Annotated in this window: 19 protein-coding genes and 1 pseudogene; 1 reads left to right on the forward strand and 19 read right to left on the reverse strand. The window is 67.9% G+C overall.

Translation table 11 applies throughout. The annotated features are described in order from the left end of the window. Positions 1 to 10: 10 nt before the first annotated feature. The 12 genes from GX543_RS13700 to GX543_RS13755 all read right to left on the reverse strand — a co-directional run bounded on the left by GX543_RS13700 (position 11) and on the right by GX543_RS13755 (position 12378). Positions 11 to 2305, reverse strand: coding sequence for a bifunctional (p)ppGpp synthetase/guanosine-3',5'-bis(diphosphate) 3'-pyrophosphohydrolase (locus GX543_RS13700; RefSeq protein ID WP_290852629.1), 2295 nt, complete (start codon positions 2303 to 2305; stop codon positions 11 to 13). Between the two features lie 13 nt (positions 2306 to 2318). Beyond that, entirely contained in the window at positions 2319 to 2891 is a 573-nt protein-coding gene (locus GX543_RS13705; protein WP_290852631.1) for an adenine phosphoribosyltransferase, read from the reverse strand. After that, positions 2888 to 4576 (reverse strand): ABC transporter substrate-binding protein, encoded by a 1689-nt coding sequence (locus GX543_RS13710; RefSeq protein ID WP_290852632.1) that lies wholly within the window; start codon positions 4574 to 4576, stop codon positions 2888 to 2890. Before GX543_RS13710 ends, GX543_RS13705 begins: the two co-directional genes overlap by 4 nt. Further along, positions 4573 to 5631: a protein translocase subunit SecF gene (gene secF / locus GX543_RS13715; protein ID WP_290852634.1), complete on the reverse strand. Its 1059-nt coding sequence runs from the start codon at positions 5629 to 5631 to the stop codon at positions 4573 to 4575. The genes GX543_RS13710 and secF overlap by 4 nt, the downstream gene beginning before the upstream one ends. Further along, positions 5628 to 7247: a protein translocase subunit SecD gene (secD, locus tag GX543_RS13720; RefSeq protein WP_290852636.1), complete on the reverse strand. Its 1620-nt coding sequence runs from the start codon at positions 7245 to 7247 to the stop codon at positions 5628 to 5630. The genes secF and secD overlap by 4 nt, the downstream gene beginning before the upstream one ends. A gap of 9 nt (positions 7248 to 7256) precedes the next feature. Then, entirely contained in the window at positions 7257 to 7619 is a 363-nt protein-coding gene (gene yajC, locus GX543_RS13725; RefSeq protein WP_290852638.1) for a preprotein translocase subunit YajC, read from the reverse strand. A 97-nt stretch (positions 7620 to 7716) separates the two neighbouring features. Then, a complete protein-coding gene (gene ruvB / locus GX543_RS13730) occupies positions 7717 to 8841 on the reverse strand; it encodes a Holliday junction branch migration DNA helicase RuvB (protein WP_290852639.1) in 1125 nt (374 codons plus the stop codon). Further along, positions 8838 to 9434 carry a Holliday junction branch migration protein RuvA gene (gene ruvA, locus GX543_RS13735; protein ID WP_290852642.1) on the reverse strand — a complete coding sequence of 199 codons (597 nt, stop codon included), beginning with the start codon at positions 9432 to 9434 and terminating at the stop codon, positions 8838 to 8840. The genes ruvB and ruvA overlap by 4 nt, the downstream gene beginning before the upstream one ends. Then, the gene (ruvC, locus tag GX543_RS13740; protein WP_290852644.1) at positions 9431 to 10024 is read right to left on the reverse strand and encodes a crossover junction endodeoxyribonuclease RuvC; all 594 of its coding nucleotides are present in this window, start codon (positions 10022 to 10024) and stop codon (positions 9431 to 9433) included. The genes ruvA and ruvC overlap by 4 nt, the downstream gene beginning before the upstream one ends. An 81-nt stretch (positions 10025 to 10105) precedes the next feature. Then, positions 10106 to 10861, reverse strand: a complete 756-nt coding sequence (locus GX543_RS13745) for a YebC/PmpR family DNA-binding transcriptional regulator (protein WP_290852645.1) — start codon at positions 10859 to 10861, stop codon at positions 10106 to 10108. A 54-nt stretch (positions 10862 to 10915) separates the two neighbouring features. Then, positions 10916 to 11527, reverse strand: a complete 612-nt coding sequence (gene pdxT, locus GX543_RS13750; protein WP_290852647.1) for a pyridoxal 5'-phosphate synthase glutaminase subunit PdxT — start codon at positions 11525 to 11527, stop codon at positions 10916 to 10918. Then, complete coding sequence (locus GX543_RS13755) at positions 11524 to 12378, reverse strand: acyl-CoA thioesterase II (protein WP_290852649.1); 855 nt, start codon at positions 12376 to 12378, stop codon at positions 11524 to 11526. Before GX543_RS13755 ends, pdxT begins: the two co-directional genes overlap by 4 nt. Before the next feature lie 56 nt (positions 12379 to 12434). On the opposite strand from GX543_RS13755, the gene GX543_RS13760 reads away from it, so the two are divergent. Next, the gene (locus tag GX543_RS13760) at positions 12435 to 14414 is read left to right on the forward strand and encodes an acyl-CoA dehydrogenase (RefSeq protein ID WP_290852651.1); all 1980 of its coding nucleotides are present in this window, start codon (positions 12435 to 12437) and stop codon (positions 14412 to 14414) included. 51 nt (positions 14415 to 14465) lie between these two features. Here the strand turns inward: GX543_RS13760 and GX543_RS13765 are convergent, their stop codons facing one another. The 7 genes and pseudogenes from GX543_RS13765 to GX543_RS13795 form a co-directional block, all read right to left on the reverse strand. Further along, entirely contained in the window at positions 14466 to 14915 is a 450-nt protein-coding gene (locus tag GX543_RS13765) for a helix-turn-helix transcriptional regulator (protein ID WP_290852653.1), read from the reverse strand. 104 nt (positions 14916 to 15019) lie between these two features. Beyond that, positions 15020 to 15736 carry a hypothetical protein gene (locus GX543_RS13770; RefSeq protein WP_290852655.1) on the reverse strand — a complete coding sequence of 239 codons (717 nt, stop codon included), beginning with the start codon at positions 15734 to 15736 and terminating at the stop codon, positions 15020 to 15022. 18 nt (positions 15737 to 15754) lie between these two features. Further along, a complete protein-coding gene (locus tag GX543_RS13775; RefSeq protein ID WP_290852657.1) occupies positions 15755 to 16588 on the reverse strand; it encodes a protein phosphatase 2C domain-containing protein in 834 nt (277 codons plus the stop codon). 138 nt (positions 16589 to 16726) lie between these two features. Then, positions 16727 to 17632 (reverse strand): pyridoxal 5'-phosphate synthase lyase subunit PdxS, encoded by a 906-nt coding sequence (gene pdxS, locus GX543_RS13780; protein WP_290852659.1) that lies wholly within the window; start codon positions 17630 to 17632, stop codon positions 16727 to 16729. Between the two features lie 66 nt (positions 17633 to 17698). Then, complete coding sequence (locus GX543_RS13785) at positions 17699 to 18214, reverse strand: NUDIX hydrolase (RefSeq protein ID WP_290852668.1); 516 nt, start codon at positions 18212 to 18214, stop codon at positions 17699 to 17701. A 10-nt stretch (positions 18215 to 18224) separates the two neighbouring features. Then, on the reverse strand, positions 18225 to 19349 hold the full coding sequence (locus GX543_RS13790) for a glycosyltransferase family 4 protein (RefSeq protein ID WP_290852661.1): 1125 nt from the start codon (positions 19347 to 19349) through the stop codon (positions 18225 to 18227). A gap of 14 nt (positions 19350 to 19363) precedes the next feature. Continuing rightward, positions 19364 to 19483, reverse strand: a pseudogene (locus GX543_RS13795) (phosphatidylinositol mannoside acyltransferase); the annotation flags it as partial.

Consider the following 19483-nt stretch of genomic DNA (forward strand, 5'->3'; position numbering starts at 1 on the left):
CTCGTTTCAGCTAGGCCGCCGAGGTCACGCGGTACACGTCGTACACGCCCTCGACGTTGCGAACCACGTTCAGCACGTGCCCGAGATGCTTGGGATCGCCCATCTCGAAGGTGAACTTGCTGACGGCCACGCGATCCCGATTCGTGGTGAGCGACGCGGACAGGATGTTCACCCGCTCATCGGCGAGCACGCGCGTCACGTCCGACAGCAGACGATGCCGGTCGAGGGCCTCCACCTGGATTGCGACGAGGAACACCGAGGACGGGTTCGGCGCCCACTGCACCGGAAGCAGGCGTTCCGGCTGGGCCCGCAGGTCGTCTGCGTTGGTGCAGTCGTCGCGGTGGACGCTGACGCCGCCGCCGCGGGTGATGAAACCGATGATCTCGTCGCCCGGTACCGGGGTGCAGCATTTGGCGAGCTTCACCAGAACGTTGTCGACGCCTTCGACCACCACGCCCGAATCACCCGTCTGCCTGCGCCGGGTCGGGGTCGACGGGGTCGCCCGGGCGGCGATCTCCTCCTCGGCCGCGTCCACGCCGCCGAGCATCGCCACCAGTCGGTGCACCACGCGCCCGGCGGGAACATGCCCCTCGCCGACCGCGGTATAGAGCGCGTCGACGTCCGCGAAGCCGAACTCCTTGGCCAGTGCGGTGATCGATTCGCCCGACACCAGTCGGTGCACCGGAAGGCCGCCGCGGCGGACCTCCTTGACGATCGACCCCTTGCCCGCTTCGAGCGCCTCCTCGCGACGCTCCTTGGCGAACCACTGACGGATCTTGGCCTTGGCGCGCGGCGAGACCACGAAGTTCTGCCAGTCTTTGCTCGGCCCGGCGCTCTCGGCCTTCGACGTGAAGACCTCGATCACCTCGCCGTTCTCGAGCGCCCGTTCCAGGGCCACCAGCCGGCCGTTGACCCGCGCGCCGATACAGCGGTGCCCCACCTCGGTGTGGACGGCATACGCGAAGTCGACCGGCGTCGAACCCGCGGGGAGGGTCACCACGTCGCCCTTCGGGGTGAAGACGAAGATCTCCTTGACCGCGAGGTCGTAGCGCAGCGATTCGAGGAACTCCCCCGGATCGGCGGCCTCCCGCTGCCAGGCGAGCAACTGGCGCATCCACGCCATGTCGTCGACCTCGGCGACGTCGGTGGTCTTGCGGCCCTTACCTTTTCGGCCTTCTTTGTACCGCCAGTGCGCTGCGATGCCGAACTCCGCGGTCCGGTGCATCTCCACGGTGCGGATCTGGATCTCCAGCGGCTTGCCCTCGGGACCGATCACCGTGGTGTGCAACGACTGGTACACGCCGAAGCTGGGCTGCGCGATGTAGTCCTTGAACCGGCCGGCCATCGGCTGCCAGAGCGAATGCACGACGCCGATCGCGGCGTAGCAGTCGCGCACCTCGTCGCACAGGATGCGCATGCCGACGAGGTCGTGGATGTCGTCGAAGTCTTTGCCCTTGACGATCATCTTCTGGTAGATCGACCAGTAGTGCTTGGGCCTGCCCTCGACGGTCGCCGTGATCCGCGATCCCGCGAGCGCGTTGTTCAGGTCCGACCGCACCCGGGCGAGATAGGTGTCACGGCTCGGCGCCCGATCGGCCACCAGGCGGACGATCTCCTCGTACTTCTTGGGATGGAGGATCGCGAACGAGAGATCCTCGAGTTCCCACTTGACCGTCGCCATGCCGAGACGATGTGCCAGGGGCGCGATCACCTCGAGGGTCTCGCGGGCCTTGCGCGCCTGCTTCTCCGGCGGCAGAAACCGCATGGTCCGCATGTTGTGCAGGCGGTCGGCCACCTTGATCACCAGCACCCGCGGATCACGAGCCATCGCGATGATCATCTTGCGAATGGTCTCGGCCTCGGCCGCACTGCCCAGCGCGACCTTGTCGAGCTTGGTCACGCCGTCGACCAGATGTGCCACCTCCGAACCGAAGTCCGCCTCGAGCTGATCGAGCGAGTACCCGGTGTCCTCCACCGTGTCGTGCAGCAGGGCCGCGACGAGGGTGGTGGTGTCCATCCCCAGATCGGCGAGAATCGTCGCCACCGCCAGCGGATGGGTGATGTACGGGTCGCCCGACTTCCGGAACTGTCCGGAGTGGTGCTCGTCCGCGACGGTGTACGCCTGCTGAAGCACCGCGAAGTCCGCCTTCGGGTACACCTCGCGATGCAGGGATACCAGGGGCTCGAGCACAGGTGCGACTCCGCTGCGGGGCGCCGCAGTCATCCGGCGCGCCAGTCGCGCACGCACCCGGCGCGAGCTCAGCGGAGAGGCATCGTCGGGTCGCTTGGTGTCGGGATCGCTCATAGAGCGATCGTACTCAGCCGAGGCAGAGGTTATGCACCCGAACCGCGGGGCCCAGTTCCGCAGCGACGAGTTCGCGGCCCGACAGTCCGTCGAGCTCCATGACCACCGCGATCGTGTCGACCCGTGCGCCCGCTCGCTGTAGCAGCTGCGCTGCCGCCACCGCCGTCCCCCCGGTGGCGAGGACATCGTCGAGCACCGCGACCCGACGATCAGCGAGGTCGATGCCGTCCTCCGGGATCTCGAGTCGCGCGGTGCCGTACTCCAGCTGGTAGTCGAGCCCGATCACCGGCGGCGGCAGCTTGCCGCCCTTGCGGACCGCCACCACCCCGAGACCGAGCTGCCGCGCGACGGCCCCGCCGAGCAGGAAGCCGCGGGCGTCGACCCCGGCGATCAGATCGGCGCCGCTGCAGGCCGAGGCCAGTGCGTCGACCACCGCATCGAGTCCGTCGGGGTCCGCGAGGACCGGTGTCAGGTCCTTGAACGCGATCCCGGGCTCCGGGAAATCGGCGATCAGCCGAGCGCGTCGCTCGATGACGGCCCGCGCCCGGTCCAGCGCGTCGCTGTCGTCGCGGTCACCGACGTTCACCGCACCTCCCAGCGATCCATGTTCCACCCGGTGCCCGAGCTCCCCATCCCGGGGACCATGTTCGCCACGGACACCGACTCGCGTGCCCGAACGGTGCCGAACAGCGGAATCGTCGGCAGCTGTTCCCAGGCTGCGGTCTCGATGGTGCGCAACAGCGGCAGGCGCGCGCTGTCGCTCGTGGTGCCGGCAAGGTCACCGATGGCGGCGGTCACCTGGCGATCGCGGAGCCCCGAGAGGTTCAGCGGGTCGCCGGTCGCGAACGCGAAGACCTCCGGGAAACCGGACGCCGTGCTCGATGCGGCGAACGTGCCGTCCGACATCAGGATCGCGTCGTACTCCTTGCCCAGCCCCTCGATCGACAACTCCGGCGACGAGACGTCCTCGACCGTGATGCCCGCCGGACCGCAGGTCTGGCCGATCATCTTGACGAGCTCGGCGTTCTCGGTCGACTTCGCGACGTACCCGATCCGCACTGTCGGCGTGGCGCGCCTGCCTGCGCCTCGCTCGCCCAACAGCGACTTGGCCCGGGCCACGTCGGACCGCGGATAACGGCGACTGTACTGCGCATTCAACGACGGTCCCAGGGGATCCGCGGGCGAGGCCGAGCGCAGATTCCAGGGGACACCGTTGGCGCCGAAGCGGCGTGCCAGCGCGTCCCGCGGCATGCAGGACGCCAGCGCGCGCCGCACCAGCGGATCGGTGCCCACGCCCTTGCCTGCGAAGACGAGTTGGGTCACGGACAGCGGCGCAGGCTCACGGATCGTCGTGCGATTGACCGGCGCGCTGGGTGCGGCCTCGCCGGCGATCCTGGCGCCGAGCGCCAGGTCCCCCGAGTCGACCACCGTCGCACGCGACCCGTCGAGCGCCTTCTCGCCATCGGTTCCCCGCGGCCACACGGTCACCGATTCGGAGGCGGGGGGCTCACCCCACCACTTCTCGTTCGGAACCAGCGTGAGCCCGCCTTCGACGGAGTAGGCGTCGACGCGGTAGGGACCGGCTGCGGGGAAGGTCGCCGCGTCGACCTGCGAACCCGGCTTCAGGTCGAAGGCGGTGTTCCACGCGGCGGCGATCTTGGCGATGACGGCCTTGTCCCCCGAGCGGATCGCGTCGACCACGTTGGGCACACCGGCCGCGCGCGCGACCACGTGCGGCGGCAGCAGGGTGCCTGCGCCGAACATCTCGCGCCACTGTCCGTAGGTGCGGCCGCGCTTGAAGACGACCGTGGCGACCTTGGCACCCGGCGTGCAGTCGACCCGAGCGATGTCTTCGTACCCGGCGTGGGTCGCGGCGTCGAATCCCGGTGTGGTGCCGCTCAGCGCGGTGGCCGCCAGGAAGAGGGCGTCGCAGGTCATCGGCTTGTCGTCGGAATAGCCCGCGTCCTTCGAGAACTGGTAGGTGAGGGTCTGTTCGGAGCCCGGTTCTTCGACGACCGTCCCGATGTCGTGGTCGGCGATGATCTGCCCCTCGGGGCCGACGATCGAGAACCCGGGCAGCACCCGGTTGAGCGCCATGATCGTGCCGTCCGCATGCCCCTGAACCGTGTTCGCGTTGTAGGAGGCGACGCGCGCATCGACCAGATAGTCGATGTCGGCACGATCGTCGCCCCCGCAGGCCACCAGCAGAGCACCCGCGGCCGAACCGGCCGCGAGAAGCGAGGCGGCACGGCGCAGCCGCGGGTGTATCATGCTGAGATCCGTTCCCTTCGAGCGAGGACCTTGGCGGTGTGCCGCTTGATGTCCGTGGTGCGTTCCTTCATCGACACCAGGCACGGCGATGCCAGGAACACCGAGGAGTAGGTGCCGACCACGACGCCGACCAGCTGAATCAACGCGAGGTCCTTCAGCGTTCCGACACCGAGCATCCACACGGCGACGACCATCATGGCAATGATCGGCAGCACCGAGATCACGGTGGTGTTGATCGAGCGCATCAAGGTCTGGTTGACCGCGAGGTTGGTCTGCTCAGCGTACGTCCGACGGCTCGTCGCCAAGACCGATCTGGTGTTCTCCTCCACCTTGTCGAAGACGACGACCGTGTCGTAGATGGAGAAGCCGAGGATCGTCAGCAGACCGATCACGGTGGCCGGGGTCATCTCCCAGCCGACCAGCGAGTAGATGCCCGCGGTCACGACGAGGTCGAACACCAGCGAGGCCATCGCCGCGACCGACATCTCCTTGTCGAATCGGATGGCGATGTAGATGAACGCGACGACCAGGAACACCGCCAACGCGATCAGCATCTTCTGCGTGATCTCCTTGCCCCACGTGGAGCTGACGTCGGAGGAGCTCACGTCCGCGGGCTTCACGTCGGGTTCGAACGCGGTGCCCAGCGCGTGCAGCAACTCGGCCGTCTCGGGGCCGGTGAGGGTCGAGGTGCGGATCTGGATGGTCGCCGAGCTGCCGGCGCCCGCCTGCTGAACGGTGTCGGGGCTTCGTCCGAGGGTGTCCTCGAAGACCTTGGTCACCTCGGAGGTCGTCACGGCGCCGCGCGCGGGCATCGAGACCTGCGTGCCGCCTTCGAAATCGATGCCGAAGGTGAATCCGCGGATTGCGATCGACAGGATGCAGATCACCATCAGCACGCCGGAGATCGCGTACCACATGCGCCGCTTGCCGATGACGTCGAACGCTCCGGTGCCCGAGTACAGGCGCGAGAAGAACGACTGGTTCTTGTCTGCGACGTAGTCGTCGTCCGACCATTCGGTCGGCGTCCTCACGTCGTCGGGAGTCGGGTTGCTCACTGCGCGTCCCCTTCCTTGTGACCGGCGGAGACGCCGGCCGCGCTAGCAGTCGGCTGCACCTGACGACGGACTCGAGCCACCTCGGACACCGCGCCCAGTCCGTTGATCGAGGGCTTGGACAAGAACTTGTTGCGGCTGGCCAGAACCACCATCGGATGCGTCACCAGGAAGACGATCATGATGTCGATCAGCGTCGTCAGACCCAGGGTGAACGCAAAGCCGCGGACCGCGCCGACGGCGAGCAGGTAGATGATCGCGGCACAGATGAAGCTGACCGCGTTGCCGGTCCACACCGTGCGACGAGCACTCTGCCAACCTCGGGTGACGGCCGAACGCACCGTTCTGCCCTCGCGCATCTCGTCCTTGATTCGTTCGAAGTAGACGACGAACGAATCGGCGGTCATGCCGAGGCCGATGATCAGACCGGCGATACCGGCCAGGTCGAGGGTGAATCCGATCCAGCGGCCGAGCAGCACGATGATGCCGTAGACCATCGTGTAGGCGAGGATCAGCGAGAGCACCGACAGGAAGCCCATCGCCCGGTAGTACAGCAGCGAGTAGATCAGGATCAGGATCAGCCCGACCAGGCCCGCGATCAGGCCGGCGTTCAGCGAATGCAGGCCGAGGGTGGCCGACACGGTCTGCGCGTCCGACATCGAGAACGACAGCGGCAGTGAACCGTACTTGAGTGCGTTCGCCAGCGCGTCGGCCTCGCCCTGGGTGAAGCGACCGCTGATCTCAGTGGTGCCGAGGATCTGCACGTTGATCGACGGCGCGCTCAGCACGCGAGTGTCGAGGGTGACCGCGGTCTGCTTGCCGACGTTCTTGCCGGTGTAGTCGGCCCAGGTCTTCTGGGCGTCGCCCTTGAAGTCGACGTTGACAGTCCACGCACCGGTCGAGTTCTGACCGGATTTGGCGTCGGCGATCTCCCGACCGTCGATCAGCATCGGCTCCAGCAGGTACACCATGCCGTCACCGTCGCCACATGCCACCAGGTACTCGTTGGGCCGGTCGTGGCCGATCAGCGGGTCGTTGGCATTCGGCGAACAGTCGAGTTTCGCCATCTGGGCGCGAAGCTTGTCGAGTGTCGCCTGATCGGCGTTCGCAGGCGCCTGACGCAGCGCGCGCTCGGCTTCGACCGCGGCCTTCTGCTCGTCGGGCGTCATCTCGGAGACGTCCTTGGCGTTCGGGTCGGGCTTCTGCTCCTGCGCCGGCACCTGTTCGACGACCGGGCGGATGTAGAGGCGTGCGGTCTGGCCGAGGTCGCGAGCCTGCTTGCCGTCGTCGCCCGGAACGGTGATGACGATCGTGTCACCGTTCACCACCACCTCCGACCCGCCGACGCCGAGACCGTTGACTCGCTGGTCGATGATCTGCCGCGCCTGATCGAGCTGCTGTGCCGACGGGGCCTTGCCGTCGTCAGTGCGCGCGGTCAGCACCACGCGCGTGCCGCCCTGCAGGTCGATGCCGAGCTTGGGCGTCGGGCTTCCGTCGCCGGTGAAGAACACCAGGCCGTAGACGATGGCCAGAAGTGCGAAGAAGACGGTCAGCGGCTGCCATGGCGGCCGCTCCGGCCGGAGCTTGCCCGCCCCAGCTCGCAGATTGGGTTTAGTCACGCGTAAGTTCTACTTCTCTTCGTTCTGGTCTTTGTCGAGCGACACGTTCTCGGACCCGATTTCGTCGTCAATCGACTCGGTGTCGATCGACTCGATGTCCGGGGCGTCGGTCTCGGGTGCGACGACCTCGCGGATCGCGAGCCGGTTCCACTCGGTCACCACGCCGGGGGCCACCTCGAGCTTGACGGTGTCGCCTTCGTCGGCTTCCACAACGGTAGCGAACAGGCCCGCGTGCAACTGGACGCGCGCACCCGCTTCGAGGGAGCTCTGCATCTCGCTCATCGCGGCGGCGCGCTTCTTCTGATTGCGGATGCTGAAGAACATGAAGCCTGCCATGGCAGCAAGCATCAACGGGAGGATCAAAGATTCCATGGGAACCAGTGTGCCAGGCTCACCGGATGCACCCGAATCACAGGTGCCGGTCGCGTCACGATTGCGCACGCCGCACGGACAGCGGCGCGCCGCCCGATCAACCGAACAGGGTGCCGCCGTCGTCCTCGCGCGCTCGCACCCCGAGCACCTGGTTGAGTGCTCCCGCAGGCGGCTGCAGACCCAGGTGCTGCCAGGCCGCCGCCGTGGCGACCCGCCCGCGTGGTGTCCGTGCGATCATTCCCGCACGCACCAGGAACGGCTCGCACACCTCTTCGACGGTGGCCGGCTCCTCCCCGACCGCCACCGCGATGGTCGACACGCCGACCGGTCCACCGCCGAAACCGCGGACCAAAGCATTCAGAACAGCACGGTCGAGACGGTCGAGACCGAGTTCGTCGACGTCGTACACCGCCAGCGCGGCACGCGCCGCGCCCAGATCGACGGTGCCGTCGCCGCGGACCTCGGCGTAGTCCCGAACCCGTCGCAGCAGGCGGTTGGCGATGCGCGGGGTGCCGCGGGATCGTCCGGCGACCTCGATCGCGGCCTCGTCGCTGATCGGGATGCCGAGGATCTTGGCCGAACGCAGCAGTACGCGGACCAGTTCTTCCGTCTCGTAGAACTCCATGTGCGCGGTGAACCCGAACCGGTCGCGCAGCGGCCCGGTGAGGGCGCCTGAGCGGGTGGTCGCACCGACGAGCGTGAACGGCGCCACCTCGAGCGGGATCGATGTGGCTCCCGGCCCCTTGCCGACCACCACGTCGACGCGGAAGTCCTCCATCGCCAGGTACAGCATCTCTTCCGCGGGCCGGGCGATGCGGTGGATCTCGTCGATGAAGAGGACGTCCCCCTCCACCAGGTTCGACAGCATGGCCGCGAGATCGCCCGCGCGTTCCAGCGCCGGACCGGACGTGATGCGGATCGCGGCGCCCATCTCGCTCGCGATGATCATGGCGAGCGAGGTCTTACCTAGTCCGGGCGGGCCCGAGAGCAGGATGTGGTCGGGCGTGCGTCCCCTGGCGCGCGCCGCGTGCAGCACCAGCTCCAACTGCTCTCGCACGCGCGGTTGACCGATGAAGTCGCCGAGACTGCTCGGACGCAGACTTGCATCGAGATCGCGGTCGCCGTCGACCGATGAGGCGCTGAGAAACTCCCCTGCCTCGAACTCATCTGTCTCGAACTCTTCTGCGCCAAACTCTTCTGCCGCACCGAAACCGTCGATCATCGACGCGGTCCCAGAGAGGTCAGCGCGGCGCGCAGGAGGGTCGCCGAATCGGCGCCGGGATGATCGGCGAGCACCGCGGCGACGGCCTTCTCGGCCGCGCCCTCGGTGAACCCTAGGCCGACCAGCGCCTCGACCACCTGTGCTCCGACACTGGCGGCGACGGGCGCGCCGGGCACCGCGGCGCCGACCGGGCCCGCGGTCACCTTGTCGCGCAGTTCCACGACGAGACGCTCGGCCACGCGCTTGCCGATTCCGGGCACCGTGGTCAATGCCTTGGCATCGGACTCGGCCAACGCGCGGCGCAGACTTTCCGGTTCGAGGACGGCAAGAGTCGCCATCGCCAGGCGCGGACCCACGCCGGTGACCGTCTGGAGCAGGCCGAACAGATCGCGGGCCTCCGGATCGGTGAACCCGTACAGCGTCATCGAGTCTTCCCGGACCATCATCGCGGTGAGCAGGCGGACCTGCGCCCCGCGCGTCAGACTGCCGAGGGTCGGCGGGGTCGCGAGAACCCGGTAGCCGACTCCCGCGCACTCCACGACGACGTGGTCGAGCGCGATATCGATGACCTCACCTGACACCGACGAAATCACAGAGCTGCCTTTCCGCCGGCGATCGCCCGCGCTTCTTCCTGAGCCGCTTTGAGTCGAGCGCGGTGACGGTTCTGCGCCACCCTCGCCTGTTCGGCGGCTTCTTCCATGCGACGGTTCACCGGGCCGCGCCAGCAGTGACAGATGGCCAACGCCAAGGCATCGGCGGCATCGGCGGGCTTGGGCGGTGTCTGCATCCCGAGGATGCGGGTGACCATCGCGGTGACCTGCGCCTTGTCGGCACGCCCCGACCCGGTGACCGCCGCCTTGACCTCGCTGGGGGTGTAGAAGCCGACCGGGAGGTCGCGCTCGGCCGCGGCCAACGCGATCACTCCGGCCGCTTGGGCGGTCCCCATCGCGGTGCTCACCTGACGTTGAGCGAAGACCCGCTCGATCGCCACCACGTCGGGGCGGTGCGAGTCGAGCCACTGCACCGCGGCGCGGTGGACCTCGAGGAGCCTTCGCTCCAAAGCCATGTCAGCCGGAGTGCGAATCACGTCGACGTCGAGCGCGGTCACTGTGCGACCCGCTCCGGCCTCGACGAGTGCGATGCCGCACCGTGTCAGACCGGGATCGACACCTAGAACACGCATTCCGGGAACTCGCACTCCGGCTCACCTCTCGAACCAGGTCGGGCCGACACGGCCCGACCAGAACATTTGTTCGAGAGCCTATCAGTCGTTCTCGAGCTCGGCGAGCACCTCTTCGCTGATGTCGACATTGCTGTAGACGTTCTGGACGTCGTCCGAGTCCTCGAGCGCGTCGATCAGCTTGAACACCTTGCGGGCGCCTACGGCGTCGACGGCTACCTCGACCGACGCGCGGAAGTCCGGGTCGGCGGAGTTGTAGTCGATCCCGGCTTCCTGCAGGGCCGTGCGCACGGCGATCAGATCGCCGGCTTCGCTGACGACCTCGAAGGTGTCGCCGTTGTCGGTGACCTCTTCGGCGCCGGCGTCGAGAACCGCCATGAGGATGTCGTCCTCGGTCTGATCGCCCTTGGGCAGGATCACGACACCCTTGCGGGTGAAGAGGTACGAGACCGACCCGGGGTCGGCCATGTTGCCGCCGTTGCGGGTCATCGCGACGCGCACGTCGGTGGCCGCGCGATTGCGGTTGTCGGTGAGGCACTCGATCAGGAGCGCGACGCCGTTGGGGCCGTAGCCCTCGTACATGATGGTCTGCCAGTCGGCGCCACCGGCTTCTTCACCGGCGCCGCGCTTGCGCGCGCGCTCGATGTTGTCGTTCGGCACCGAGGACTTCTTGGCCTTGGTGATCGCGTCGTAGAGGGTCGGGTTTCCGTCGGGGTCACCGCCCCCCGTACGCGCTGCGACCTCGATGTTCTTCACCAGCTTGGCGAACATCTTGCCGCGCTTGGCGTCGATCGCGGCCTTCTTGTGCTTCGTAGTGGCCCATTTGGAGTGGCCGGACATGCGGTGGTCCCTTCTGGAGCAGTCGGCTGCCCGACGGGCAGCCGAGAAAAAATACTACGCTGAGCGCACCATATCCACGAAGAACTGGTGCACGCGAACATCTCCGGTGACTTCGGGATGGAAGGAGGTCGCGAGCACATTGCGCTCGCGCACCGCCACGACACGCCCGGCAGCCGGACCGTCCGGGACGGTGGCCAGAACCTCGACGTCACCGCCGACTTCTTCCACCCACGGCGCACGGATGAACACCGCGCGCATCGGATCGGCGCCCGGAGCGTCGGTGATGCCGGTGAAGGACAGGTCAGTCTCGAACGACTCCACCTGCCGTCCGAACGCGTTACGACGGACGGTGATGTCGAGTGCGTCGAGGTGCCGCGCATCGGCACGGGTGTCGAGGATCCGCGACGCCAACATGATCATTCCGGCACACGACCCGTAGGCGGGCAGGCCCTCGCGCAAGCGCTCCACCAGTGGATCGTAGAGATCGAAGACTCCCAGCAGACGACTCATCGCGGTCGACTCGCCACCCGGGATCACCAGTCCGTCGATGTCGTCGAGTTCGGCGCGTCGCCGGACGGGCGACGCGTCGACTCCGCACGCGGACAGCGCCGCAAGGTGCTCCCGGACATCGCCCTGCAGGGCCAGCACGCCGATATGCGCGGTCATTCCACCGGCCGCATGATCGACGCCGCGGACTCCGGAACCCCGCGGCGGGTGAGCCCTTCCTGCGTCACAGCCGCCACCAGACGGCCGCGGCGGTCGAAGATCCGGCCCTGCGTCAACGACCGACCGCCTCCGGCCGACGGCGACGTCTGGTCGTAGAGCAGCCATTCGTCGGTGCGGAACGGACGCAGGAACCACATGGCGTGATCGAGCGAGGCGTTCTGCGTCTTCACGTCGTGGTGGATCACCGCGGACGAGCTGAGCAGCGTCATGTCGCTCATGTAGGCCAGCGTGCAGACGTGCAGGAGGTGATCGTCGGGCAGCGGATGCTTGTACTTGAACCAGACGCGCTGCTGCGCCGCGATGCCGCGGGCACGCTTGGTCTCCGCCTGGTCGACGATGCGGATGTCGAAGTTGTTCCACTCGGCGAACAGGGTCTTCTGGGTCCCGGTGACGTTCTCGCTCAGGTCGGGCAAGGTGTCCGGGTCGGGCGCGACCGGCATCTCGTCCTGGTGCTCGATGCCGACGTCGTCGGTGATGTGGAACGAGGCCGACATCGAGAAGATCGCCTCGCCGTCCTGCACGCCGGTGACCCGACGGGTGACGAACGAGCGCCCGTCGCGAATCCGGTCGACCAGGAACACCGCGGGCTTGTCGGGCTTGCCCGGCCGCAGGAAATAGCCGTGCAACGAGTGGACCGCGTACTTCGGGTCGACAGTCCGCGTGGCCGAGACGAGGGCCTGGCCCGCGACCTGTCCACCGAACGTTCGACGCAGGTGAGAGGGGAACGACCCTCCGCGATAGATGTCGTTGTCGATCCGTTCCACCGCCAGGATCTCTTCAATGGTCGCCACAGGGGTGATTATCGCATCGAGTCCAGGACGCGCCGCCGCAGGTAGGGTCGGGAGCCATGACCACCGAGACGAGCACCGAGTCGACCCCGTTGCGCCCCGAGACGATCCCGAACACCCTGACCACCCAGTTGCAGGCGGTTCTCGACGGCCGATGGGCCCAGACCCGCGACGTGGTCCGCCGCCAGATCGACGAGCAGACGCTGGTCCCCCAGCACGGACTCTCGCTCGCCGACTATCGCGAGCGGGTCCTGGACCAGATGAAGCAGATGGTGCCGCTGGGCTTCCCGGCGGCCGGCTTCCGTCCCGAGCACGGCGGCACCGGCGATGTCGGTGCCGCCGTCACCGCCATCGAGACCCTCGGCTACGGCGACCTCTCGCTGATGGTCAAGGCCGGCGTCCAGTGGGGCCTGTTCGGCGGAGCCATCGAGAACCTCGGCACGGCGTCCCACCACGAGAAGTACGTGCGCGGGCTGATCGACCTCGACCTTCTCGGCTGTTTCGCGATGACCGAGACCGGCCACGGATCCAACGTCCAGCAGCTGGAGACCACCGCCACCTACGACCCGACGACCGGCGAGTTCGAGATCCACTCCCCGACCTTCCACGCACGGAAGGACTACATCGGCGGTGCCGCCGAGCACGCTCGCTACGCGGCCGTCTTCGCACAGCTGATCACCGGCGGCCCCGGTGAGGAGCCCACCGGTCGCGGCGTCCACTGCTTCGTGGTGCCGATCCGCGATGAGAACGGCGACGACCTCCCGGGCGTCACCACCTCGGACTGCGGTTACAAGGGCGGGCTTCCCGGCGTCGACAACGGCCGGATCGTGTTCGACCGCGTCCGGATCCCCCGCGCGGACCTGCTGAACCGATACGCGGACGTCGCCGCCGACGGCACCTACTCCAGTCCGATCGAATCCGATAACCGCCGGTTCTTCACCATGCTCGGCACGTTGATTCGCGGTCGCGTCACCGTCGGCGCCTCGGCGGGCGCCGCGGGGCGCTACGGTCTGGCGATCGCGGTGAACTACGCCCTCGGGCGCAGGCAGTTCGAGGCGCCGGGCGGCGAGGACGAGCTGCTGCTGCTGGACTACCGCACGCACCAGCGTCGACTGCTGCCCCTCGTTGCCCGCGCCTACGCGTTCGCGGTGGCCCAGAACGAGGTCACCGCCGAACTCCACGACTTGCAGACCGCCGATCCCGAGACTGTCGACCCGAAGGACATCCGGCTCCTCGAGACCAAGGCTGCGGCCATCAAAGCCGGCCACACCGCCCTCGCTCAGACGGCGATCTCGCAGGCCCGCGAGGCGTGCGGCGGAGCAGGCTACATGGCGGACAATCTGCTGCCGCTGCTCCGCGGCGACATCGACGTCTTCACCACCTTCGAGGGCGACAACCTGGTGCTCACCCAGTTGGTCGCAAAGGAGCAGCTCACCGCGTACGCCGAGGACGTGCAGGGGCTGGACGCCGTGGGCTGGGTCCGCTTCGTGGCCAATATGGCCACCAGTTACGCACTGGAGAAGACCGCGGCGCGCCAGGTGGTTCAGACCCTTCTCGACGATTCCGACGAGGATCCGGAGAACAGCGCCCTCACCCATCCGGGTACCCAGTTGCGGCTGCTTCGAGATCGCGAGGACCACCTCACCCGGACGGCGGCGGCCCGCATGCGTCGCGCCAAGGACGACGACGCCGATCCGCTCGAGGTGTTCACCGAGACCCAGGATCACCTGGTCAAGGTCGGTCAGGCCCACATCGAGCGGATCGTGCTGGAGAGCTTCGTCGAGGTGATCGGCCGGGTGGCGGATCGGCCGACACGCACGGTGCTCAAGCAGGTGCGGAACCTGTTCGTCTATTCGTTGCTGGAAGACGACCTCGGCTGGTTCTTGATGCACCGTCACGTCAGCGTGGAACGAGGCAAGGCGATCCGGCGCGGTGTCAACGACCTGTGCCGCGACCTGCGACCCCACGCTCAGGACCTGGTCGATGCCTTCGGTGTCCCCGCGGCGAGCCTGAACATCCCGATGCTGGGCCACCACTGACCCTCGACCGCCGCTGACCCTCGGCCGCCCGCGGCAGCGCCGGCCCGCGACTTACAGTTCGTCGATGTCGACGATGTCGTCCTGAATGGCCCGGGCGACGAGGGCCGCCTTGGTGGACGCGGGGCGGCCCAGGTCGGCGTACTTGGCGCGGATGCGGGTCAGGTGAGTGTTGACCGTGCCGAGCGAGATGAAGAGGGCCTGTGCCACCGCGGGCTTGGAGTCGAGCATCAACCAGGTGCGCAGGACCTCGACCTCGCGGTCGGTCAGCATCGGCTGCGGGAGCTTCGGCGCGACGACCTCGTCGCGAACCACCGAGAGCGCGACCTGCGGCGCGACACCGACGACGGGCTGACCGGGAAGCGGCATCACCCGAGCGCTCAGCCGAGCCAGCGCCTCGCGGCGACGACGGTCGACGGCCGAGGCGGACCGCGGACGGTTCACGCTGCCGGTGTTCGCTGAAACGGGGGTCAGTGCGGTGGGGGCGAGTGCGGTAACGGTCATTTCTCTGTCCCTTCATCTGCGCTGGAACGAGGTGTTCCGCTGCTGTTGAAGAGAACGTTATGGGGGTTCGCACCACCCGTCGATGGGGAGAACTCCCCATGGCATCACTGCTGGTCAGAGGCCTGATTGCGGGCGTACTCCGCATCGAGTAACCAGAGGTCGTCGCGGGTCACGACGCGGGTCGACAAGCCGTACTCGACAAGCCGGAGTCGCCGGTTGCTCGCCAGCTTGCCGCCGCCGGCACGCATCCCGGCCACACCGATGAGATCCAGCTTGTCGCAGACGTTGTCGAGTTTGCGATTGAACTTGGTGAGCGACCAGCCCAGCCGCGCCGCGGCCTGCGCCGAACTCGGAATGGCGCTGGCACCCGTGCCGTCTCGCTTCAGGATCGCCTCGGCCAGGACCAGAATCGCCAGTCGCTGGCTGTCGGTGAAGTTCGGGACGCCCCGGGTGGTGTCACCGCCGACCAGGTTCTCCACGGTCGGCGCCGAGATGTTCGGCGAGCCCGCCTGCACTTGGATCTCGTAGGTGGTGGGTCCGGCGGTGAAGACGATGCTCGTCCGGCCGAACACCAGCGGCATCCGCGCCCCCGGTCCGAGGGTCGCACTGAAACCGAGATCAGCGGCGGTCACCGTCGCCGACAAATGGGTTCCCAGATTGGTCAGCCACCACATCCCGCCGTCATCGTGCAGCACCAGGAAGCGCCGGTGCAGGTAGGGATTGTCGTCGACGGTGAGCGTCGCCTCACGACCGATGTAGAACGGCTGCCCGGAGAGAACCGGAAAACGCTCGCCGCAGAACTCGGCGAACGTCGTCGTCATCTCCGGTTGCAAAGCTGATCAGGCCTCGAGTTCTTCCGCCGCCGCCGCCTCAGGGCCTTCCGCGGCCGACTCTGCCACCACCGACAGCACGGTGACGGTCACGTTGTCGTGTGCTCCGGATTCCAGTGCCGCCTCGACCAACGCCGCCGCCGCGATCTGGTTGTCCGGCGACGCTTCGAGGATCACGGCGATCTCGTCGTCTGTGAGTTCGCCGTCGAGCCCGTCCGAGCACAGCAGGATGGTGTCGCCCGGTTTGGCGGGGAACGAGAAGTAGTCGGCGACCGGGACCGCCATGCCTGCGCCGAGGGCACGGGTGATCACGTTGCGCCGCGAGTCGACTCGGGCCTCGGCGGGCGTCAGGAAACCGGCCGCGACCAGTTCCTGCACCTGCGAGTGATCGACGCTGACCTGACGCAACTCGCCGGCGGTGAACAGGTAGGTTCGCGAGTCGCCGATGTTGAACGCGACCCACTGCGGGGTCTCGTCCTCGGCGGCCAGAACGACGCCGGTGGCGGTGGTTCCTGCGCGTCGACCGGTCTCGGAGCCGAGTTCGCCGATGCGGTCCTGCGCCTGAATCAGCAGTTCGCCCACCCGCGCGCGGGTCGCCTCGGGGCCGTCGCCGATCTCGGCTTCGGCCAGCGTCAGCAGAGCCGCCTCGCTGGCGAGCTCGCCGCTGTCGTGGCCGCCCATGCCGTCCGCGACGATGTACCGGCCGGGGAGCGCCAGGGCCGCGTCTTCGTTCGCTTCTCGAACTCGTCCGACGTGACAGACCACGGCCCAGTCCACGACAAGACCACCGACCTCGTCTCGGCCGGTCAGCGCCTCGTCACGCAGAATCTTCGGTTCGGTCATTGCGCTCCCCTGCGAACTATGTCCGCGACTGCTGTCGCCCGGATGGGCCAGGTTTGATGTACCAGTTCACGTCGATGAAAGTGTACGACCCGACGTGATCGGGCGACGGCCCGGCCGCGAACTTCCTCGCCCGCTTCTCTACCAGCCGCGCTCGGCGAGGCGGTGCGGCTGCGGGATGTCGTCGACGTTGATGCCGACCATCGCCTCACCCAGACCCCGGGAGATCTGTGCGAGCTGATCGGGATCGTCGTGGAACGTGGTGGCCTTGACGATCGCGGCGGCGCGCTGCTCCGGATTGCCCGACTTGAAGATGCCCGAGCCGACGAAGACGCCTTCGGCGCCCAGCTGCATCATCATCGCAGCGTCGGCCGGGGTGGCGATTCCACCGGCGGTGAAGAGCGTGACGGGCAGCTTGCCCGCCTTGGCGACCTCGACGACGAGATCGTACGGGGCCTGCAGCTCCTTCGCCGCCACGTACAGCTCGTCCTCCGGCAGCGACGAAAGACGCCGCAGCTGCTGGCGGATCTGGCGCATGTGGGTGGTGGCGTTCGAGACGTCACCGGTGCCTGCCTCACCCTTCGACCGGATCATCGCCGCGCCCTCGTTGATGCGGCGCAGGGCCTCACCGAGGTTGGTGGCACCGCAGACGAACGGGACGGTGAACGCGAACTTGTCGATGTGGTTCTCGTAGTCGGCCGGAGTCAGGACCTCGGACTCGTCGATGTAGTCGACGCCGAGGCTCTGCAGGATCTGCGCCTCGACGAAGTGGCCGATCCGGGCCTTCGCCATCACCGGGATCGACACGGCTTCGATGATGCCGTCGATCATGTCCGGGTCGCTCATCCGCGACACGCCGCCCTGGGCGCGGATGTCGGCGGGCACGCGCTCGAGGGCCATGACCGCCACGGCGCCGGCGTCTTCGGCGATCTTCGCCTGCTCGGGGGTGACCACGTCCATGATCACGCCGCCCTTGAGCATCTCGGCCATGCCGCGCTTAACACGTGCGGTACCGGTAGCGGGTGCGTTCTGAGCCTCAGTGGCCACTGATTGATCTCCCTGTCGAGTGGTTCGATTGTCCAGACAAGTAAACCCGATCGAGTTCACCGTCGCTCACAGGGTGCCGCTGACCCGCTCGGTGATCTCGAAATACTCGGGCAGACGCGAGTGCCCGCCGAGCCGGAGCCAGCGCACCATGCGACGTCCGCCGAGCGCCCGCGCATCGCGCACAGCGTCGTTGTAGAAGCGGCGCGCCACGGTGACGCGGGTCTGCGCATCGGCGAGTTCCGCGACCAGCGCGTGCGACCGATTGGTCGAAGACGTCCTGGCCAGCGCCACCGACAGGTCGTTCTCCGCGGATTCGCGGGTCTCGCGCGACGCCGCCTCGGCATCGATCGCGGCGGCCGCGAGCGCCCCCGCTCCCTCGGCCTCGGGGTCTTCGGCCGCGATGGCCCGAGCGACCACCGCGCGGCGCTCCAGCGCCGCGGTCAACGCTTCGAAGGCGAGGTCGACGCGGACGTTGAGCCGGTTGAGTCTGGTGGCTCGAGTGATCGAGAGCACCGCGAGCCACAGAAGCCCGGCGCCTGCGGTCGCGACGACGACGATCGTCACGATGTCGCTGATGGTCATCATCGCCGCCTCAATCCGACACCACGACGGGACCCGCGCCCAGCGTGACGGTGTCGTAGACCCGCTGGATCTCGTCTGCGACGTGCGACCAGTCGTACTGCTCCGCGCGTGCCCGACCGCGGGCGATCAACCGCTGACGCTCGTCCTCGTCGCCGAGCAGGTCCACGACCGCCTCCGCCAGCGCGCTCGGCGAACCCGTCTCCACCACGCGCCCGGCGGTGCCGCCGTCGAGGACGCGTTGAAACGCGACCAGATCGCTGGCGACCACCGCGGCGCCCGCCGCCATCGCCTCGACGAGGACGATGCCGAAGCTCTCGCCCCCGAGGTTGGGCGCGACGTACACCTCGGCGCTGGCGAGCGCGCGCGCCTTGGTCTCGTCGTCCACCATGCCGAGCAGATGCAGGCGCCCCGACAGGTCACCCGCACGGCGCCGCAAGGCCTTCTCGTCGCCGCCTCCGACGACCAGGACGGTGAGGTCGGGGAACTGCTCGACGATCCGCGGCAGCGCCCGCATCAAGATGTCGATGCCCTTGCGGGGTTCGTCGTAGCGGCCGAGGAACATCACGGTGCGGCCCGGCTTCGGGTACCCGTCGAGCGGCGGCACGTCGGTGAACGACGCGACGTCGATCCCGTTCGGGATCTCGACGGCGTCGTTGCCCAGCGACTCCATCTGCCATCGTCGAGCCAGTTCGGAGACGGCGATCTTGCCGGAGATCCGTTCCCGGTACTGCCGGAGCATCGAGTCGAACACGGTGAGCCACAGCGACTTGGTGGTCGCCGTGTGGAACGTGGTGACGATCGGTCCCGTGGCCACCATCAGCGACAGCATCGACAGGCTGGGCGCGTTCGGCTCGTGGACGTGGAGGACGTCGAACTCGTTGACCTCGATCCAGCGCCGCAGCCGGTGGTACGCCTTGGGCGAGAAGGAGACGCGCGAGACCGACCCGTTGTACGGAATGCCGAGCGCGGGGCCGGCCGAGTCGAAATAGTCGGGCATCCGAACCTCCGGGCCCGCGGGCGCCAGCACCCGCACCTCGTGGCCGCGCCCGATGAAGACCTCCGCGAGTTCGATCACGTGCGCCTGCACGCCACCGGGAACGTCGAAGGAGTAGGGGCAGATCATCCCGATCTTCACCGCTGAATGTCCTCCTAGCTCGGTTCTGGATCGCTCACGCCGAGCCGGTCGCGGCGGGCTTGCGACCAGTCGCTCTCCCACATCGGCTGCAGCATGTGCCAGTCGGCGGGCGCCGAGGCGATCCCTTCGGCGAA

Origin of the sequence: Gordonia sp. (in: high G+C Gram-positive bacteria) (assembly GCF_012515855.1) — a bacterium.
GTDB lineage: Bacteria > Actinomycetota > Actinomycetes > Mycobacteriales > Mycobacteriaceae > Gordonia.

What these genes read in the sequence shown, in the direction of transcription:
- GX543_RS13700 (WP_290852629.1), bottom strand. Translation starts at nt 2,305, where the DNA reads ATGAGCGATCCCGACACCAAGCGACCCGACGATGCCTCTCCGCTGAGC.
- GX543_RS13710 (WP_290852632.1), bottom strand. Translation starts at nt 4,576, where the DNA reads ATGATACACCCGCGGCTGCGCCGTGCCGCCTCGCTTCTCGCGGCCGGT.
- yajC (WP_290852638.1), bottom strand. Translation starts at nt 7,619, where the DNA reads ATGGAATCTTTGATCCTCCCGTTGATGCTTGCTGCCATGGCAGGCTTC.
- ruvB (WP_290852639.1), bottom strand. Translation starts at nt 8,841, where the DNA reads ATGATCGACGGTTTCGGTGCGGCAGAAGAGTTTGGCGCAGAAGAGTTC.
- ruvC (WP_290852644.1), bottom strand. Translation starts at nt 10,024, where the DNA reads ATGCGTGTTCTAGGTGTCGATCCCGGTCTGACACGGTGCGGCATCGCA.
- GX543_RS13745 (WP_290852645.1), bottom strand. Translation starts at nt 10,861, where the DNA reads ATGTCCGGCCACTCCAAATGGGCCACTACGAAGCACAAGAAGGCCGCG.
- pdxT (WP_290852647.1), bottom strand. Translation starts at nt 11,527, where the DNA reads ATGACCGCGCATATCGGCGTGCTGGCCCTGCAGGGCGATGTCCGGGAG.
- GX543_RS13760 (WP_290852651.1), top strand. Translation starts at nt 12,435, where the DNA reads ATGACCACCGAGACGAGCACCGAGTCGACCCCGTTGCGCCCCGAGACG.
- GX543_RS13765 (WP_290852653.1), bottom strand. Translation starts at nt 14,915, where the DNA reads ATGACCGTTACCGCACTCGCCCCCACCGCACTGACCCCCGTTTCAGCG.
- GX543_RS13770 (WP_290852655.1), bottom strand. Translation starts at nt 15,736, where the DNA reads ATGACGACGACGTTCGCCGAGTTCTGCGGCGAGCGTTTTCCGGTTCTC.
- GX543_RS13775 (WP_290852657.1), bottom strand. Translation starts at nt 16,588, where the DNA reads ATGACCGAACCGAAGATTCTGCGTGACGAGGCGCTGACCGGCCGAGAC.
- GX543_RS13785 (WP_290852668.1), bottom strand. Translation starts at nt 18,214, where the DNA reads ATGACCATCAGCGACATCGTGACGATCGTCGTCGTCGCGACCGCAGGC.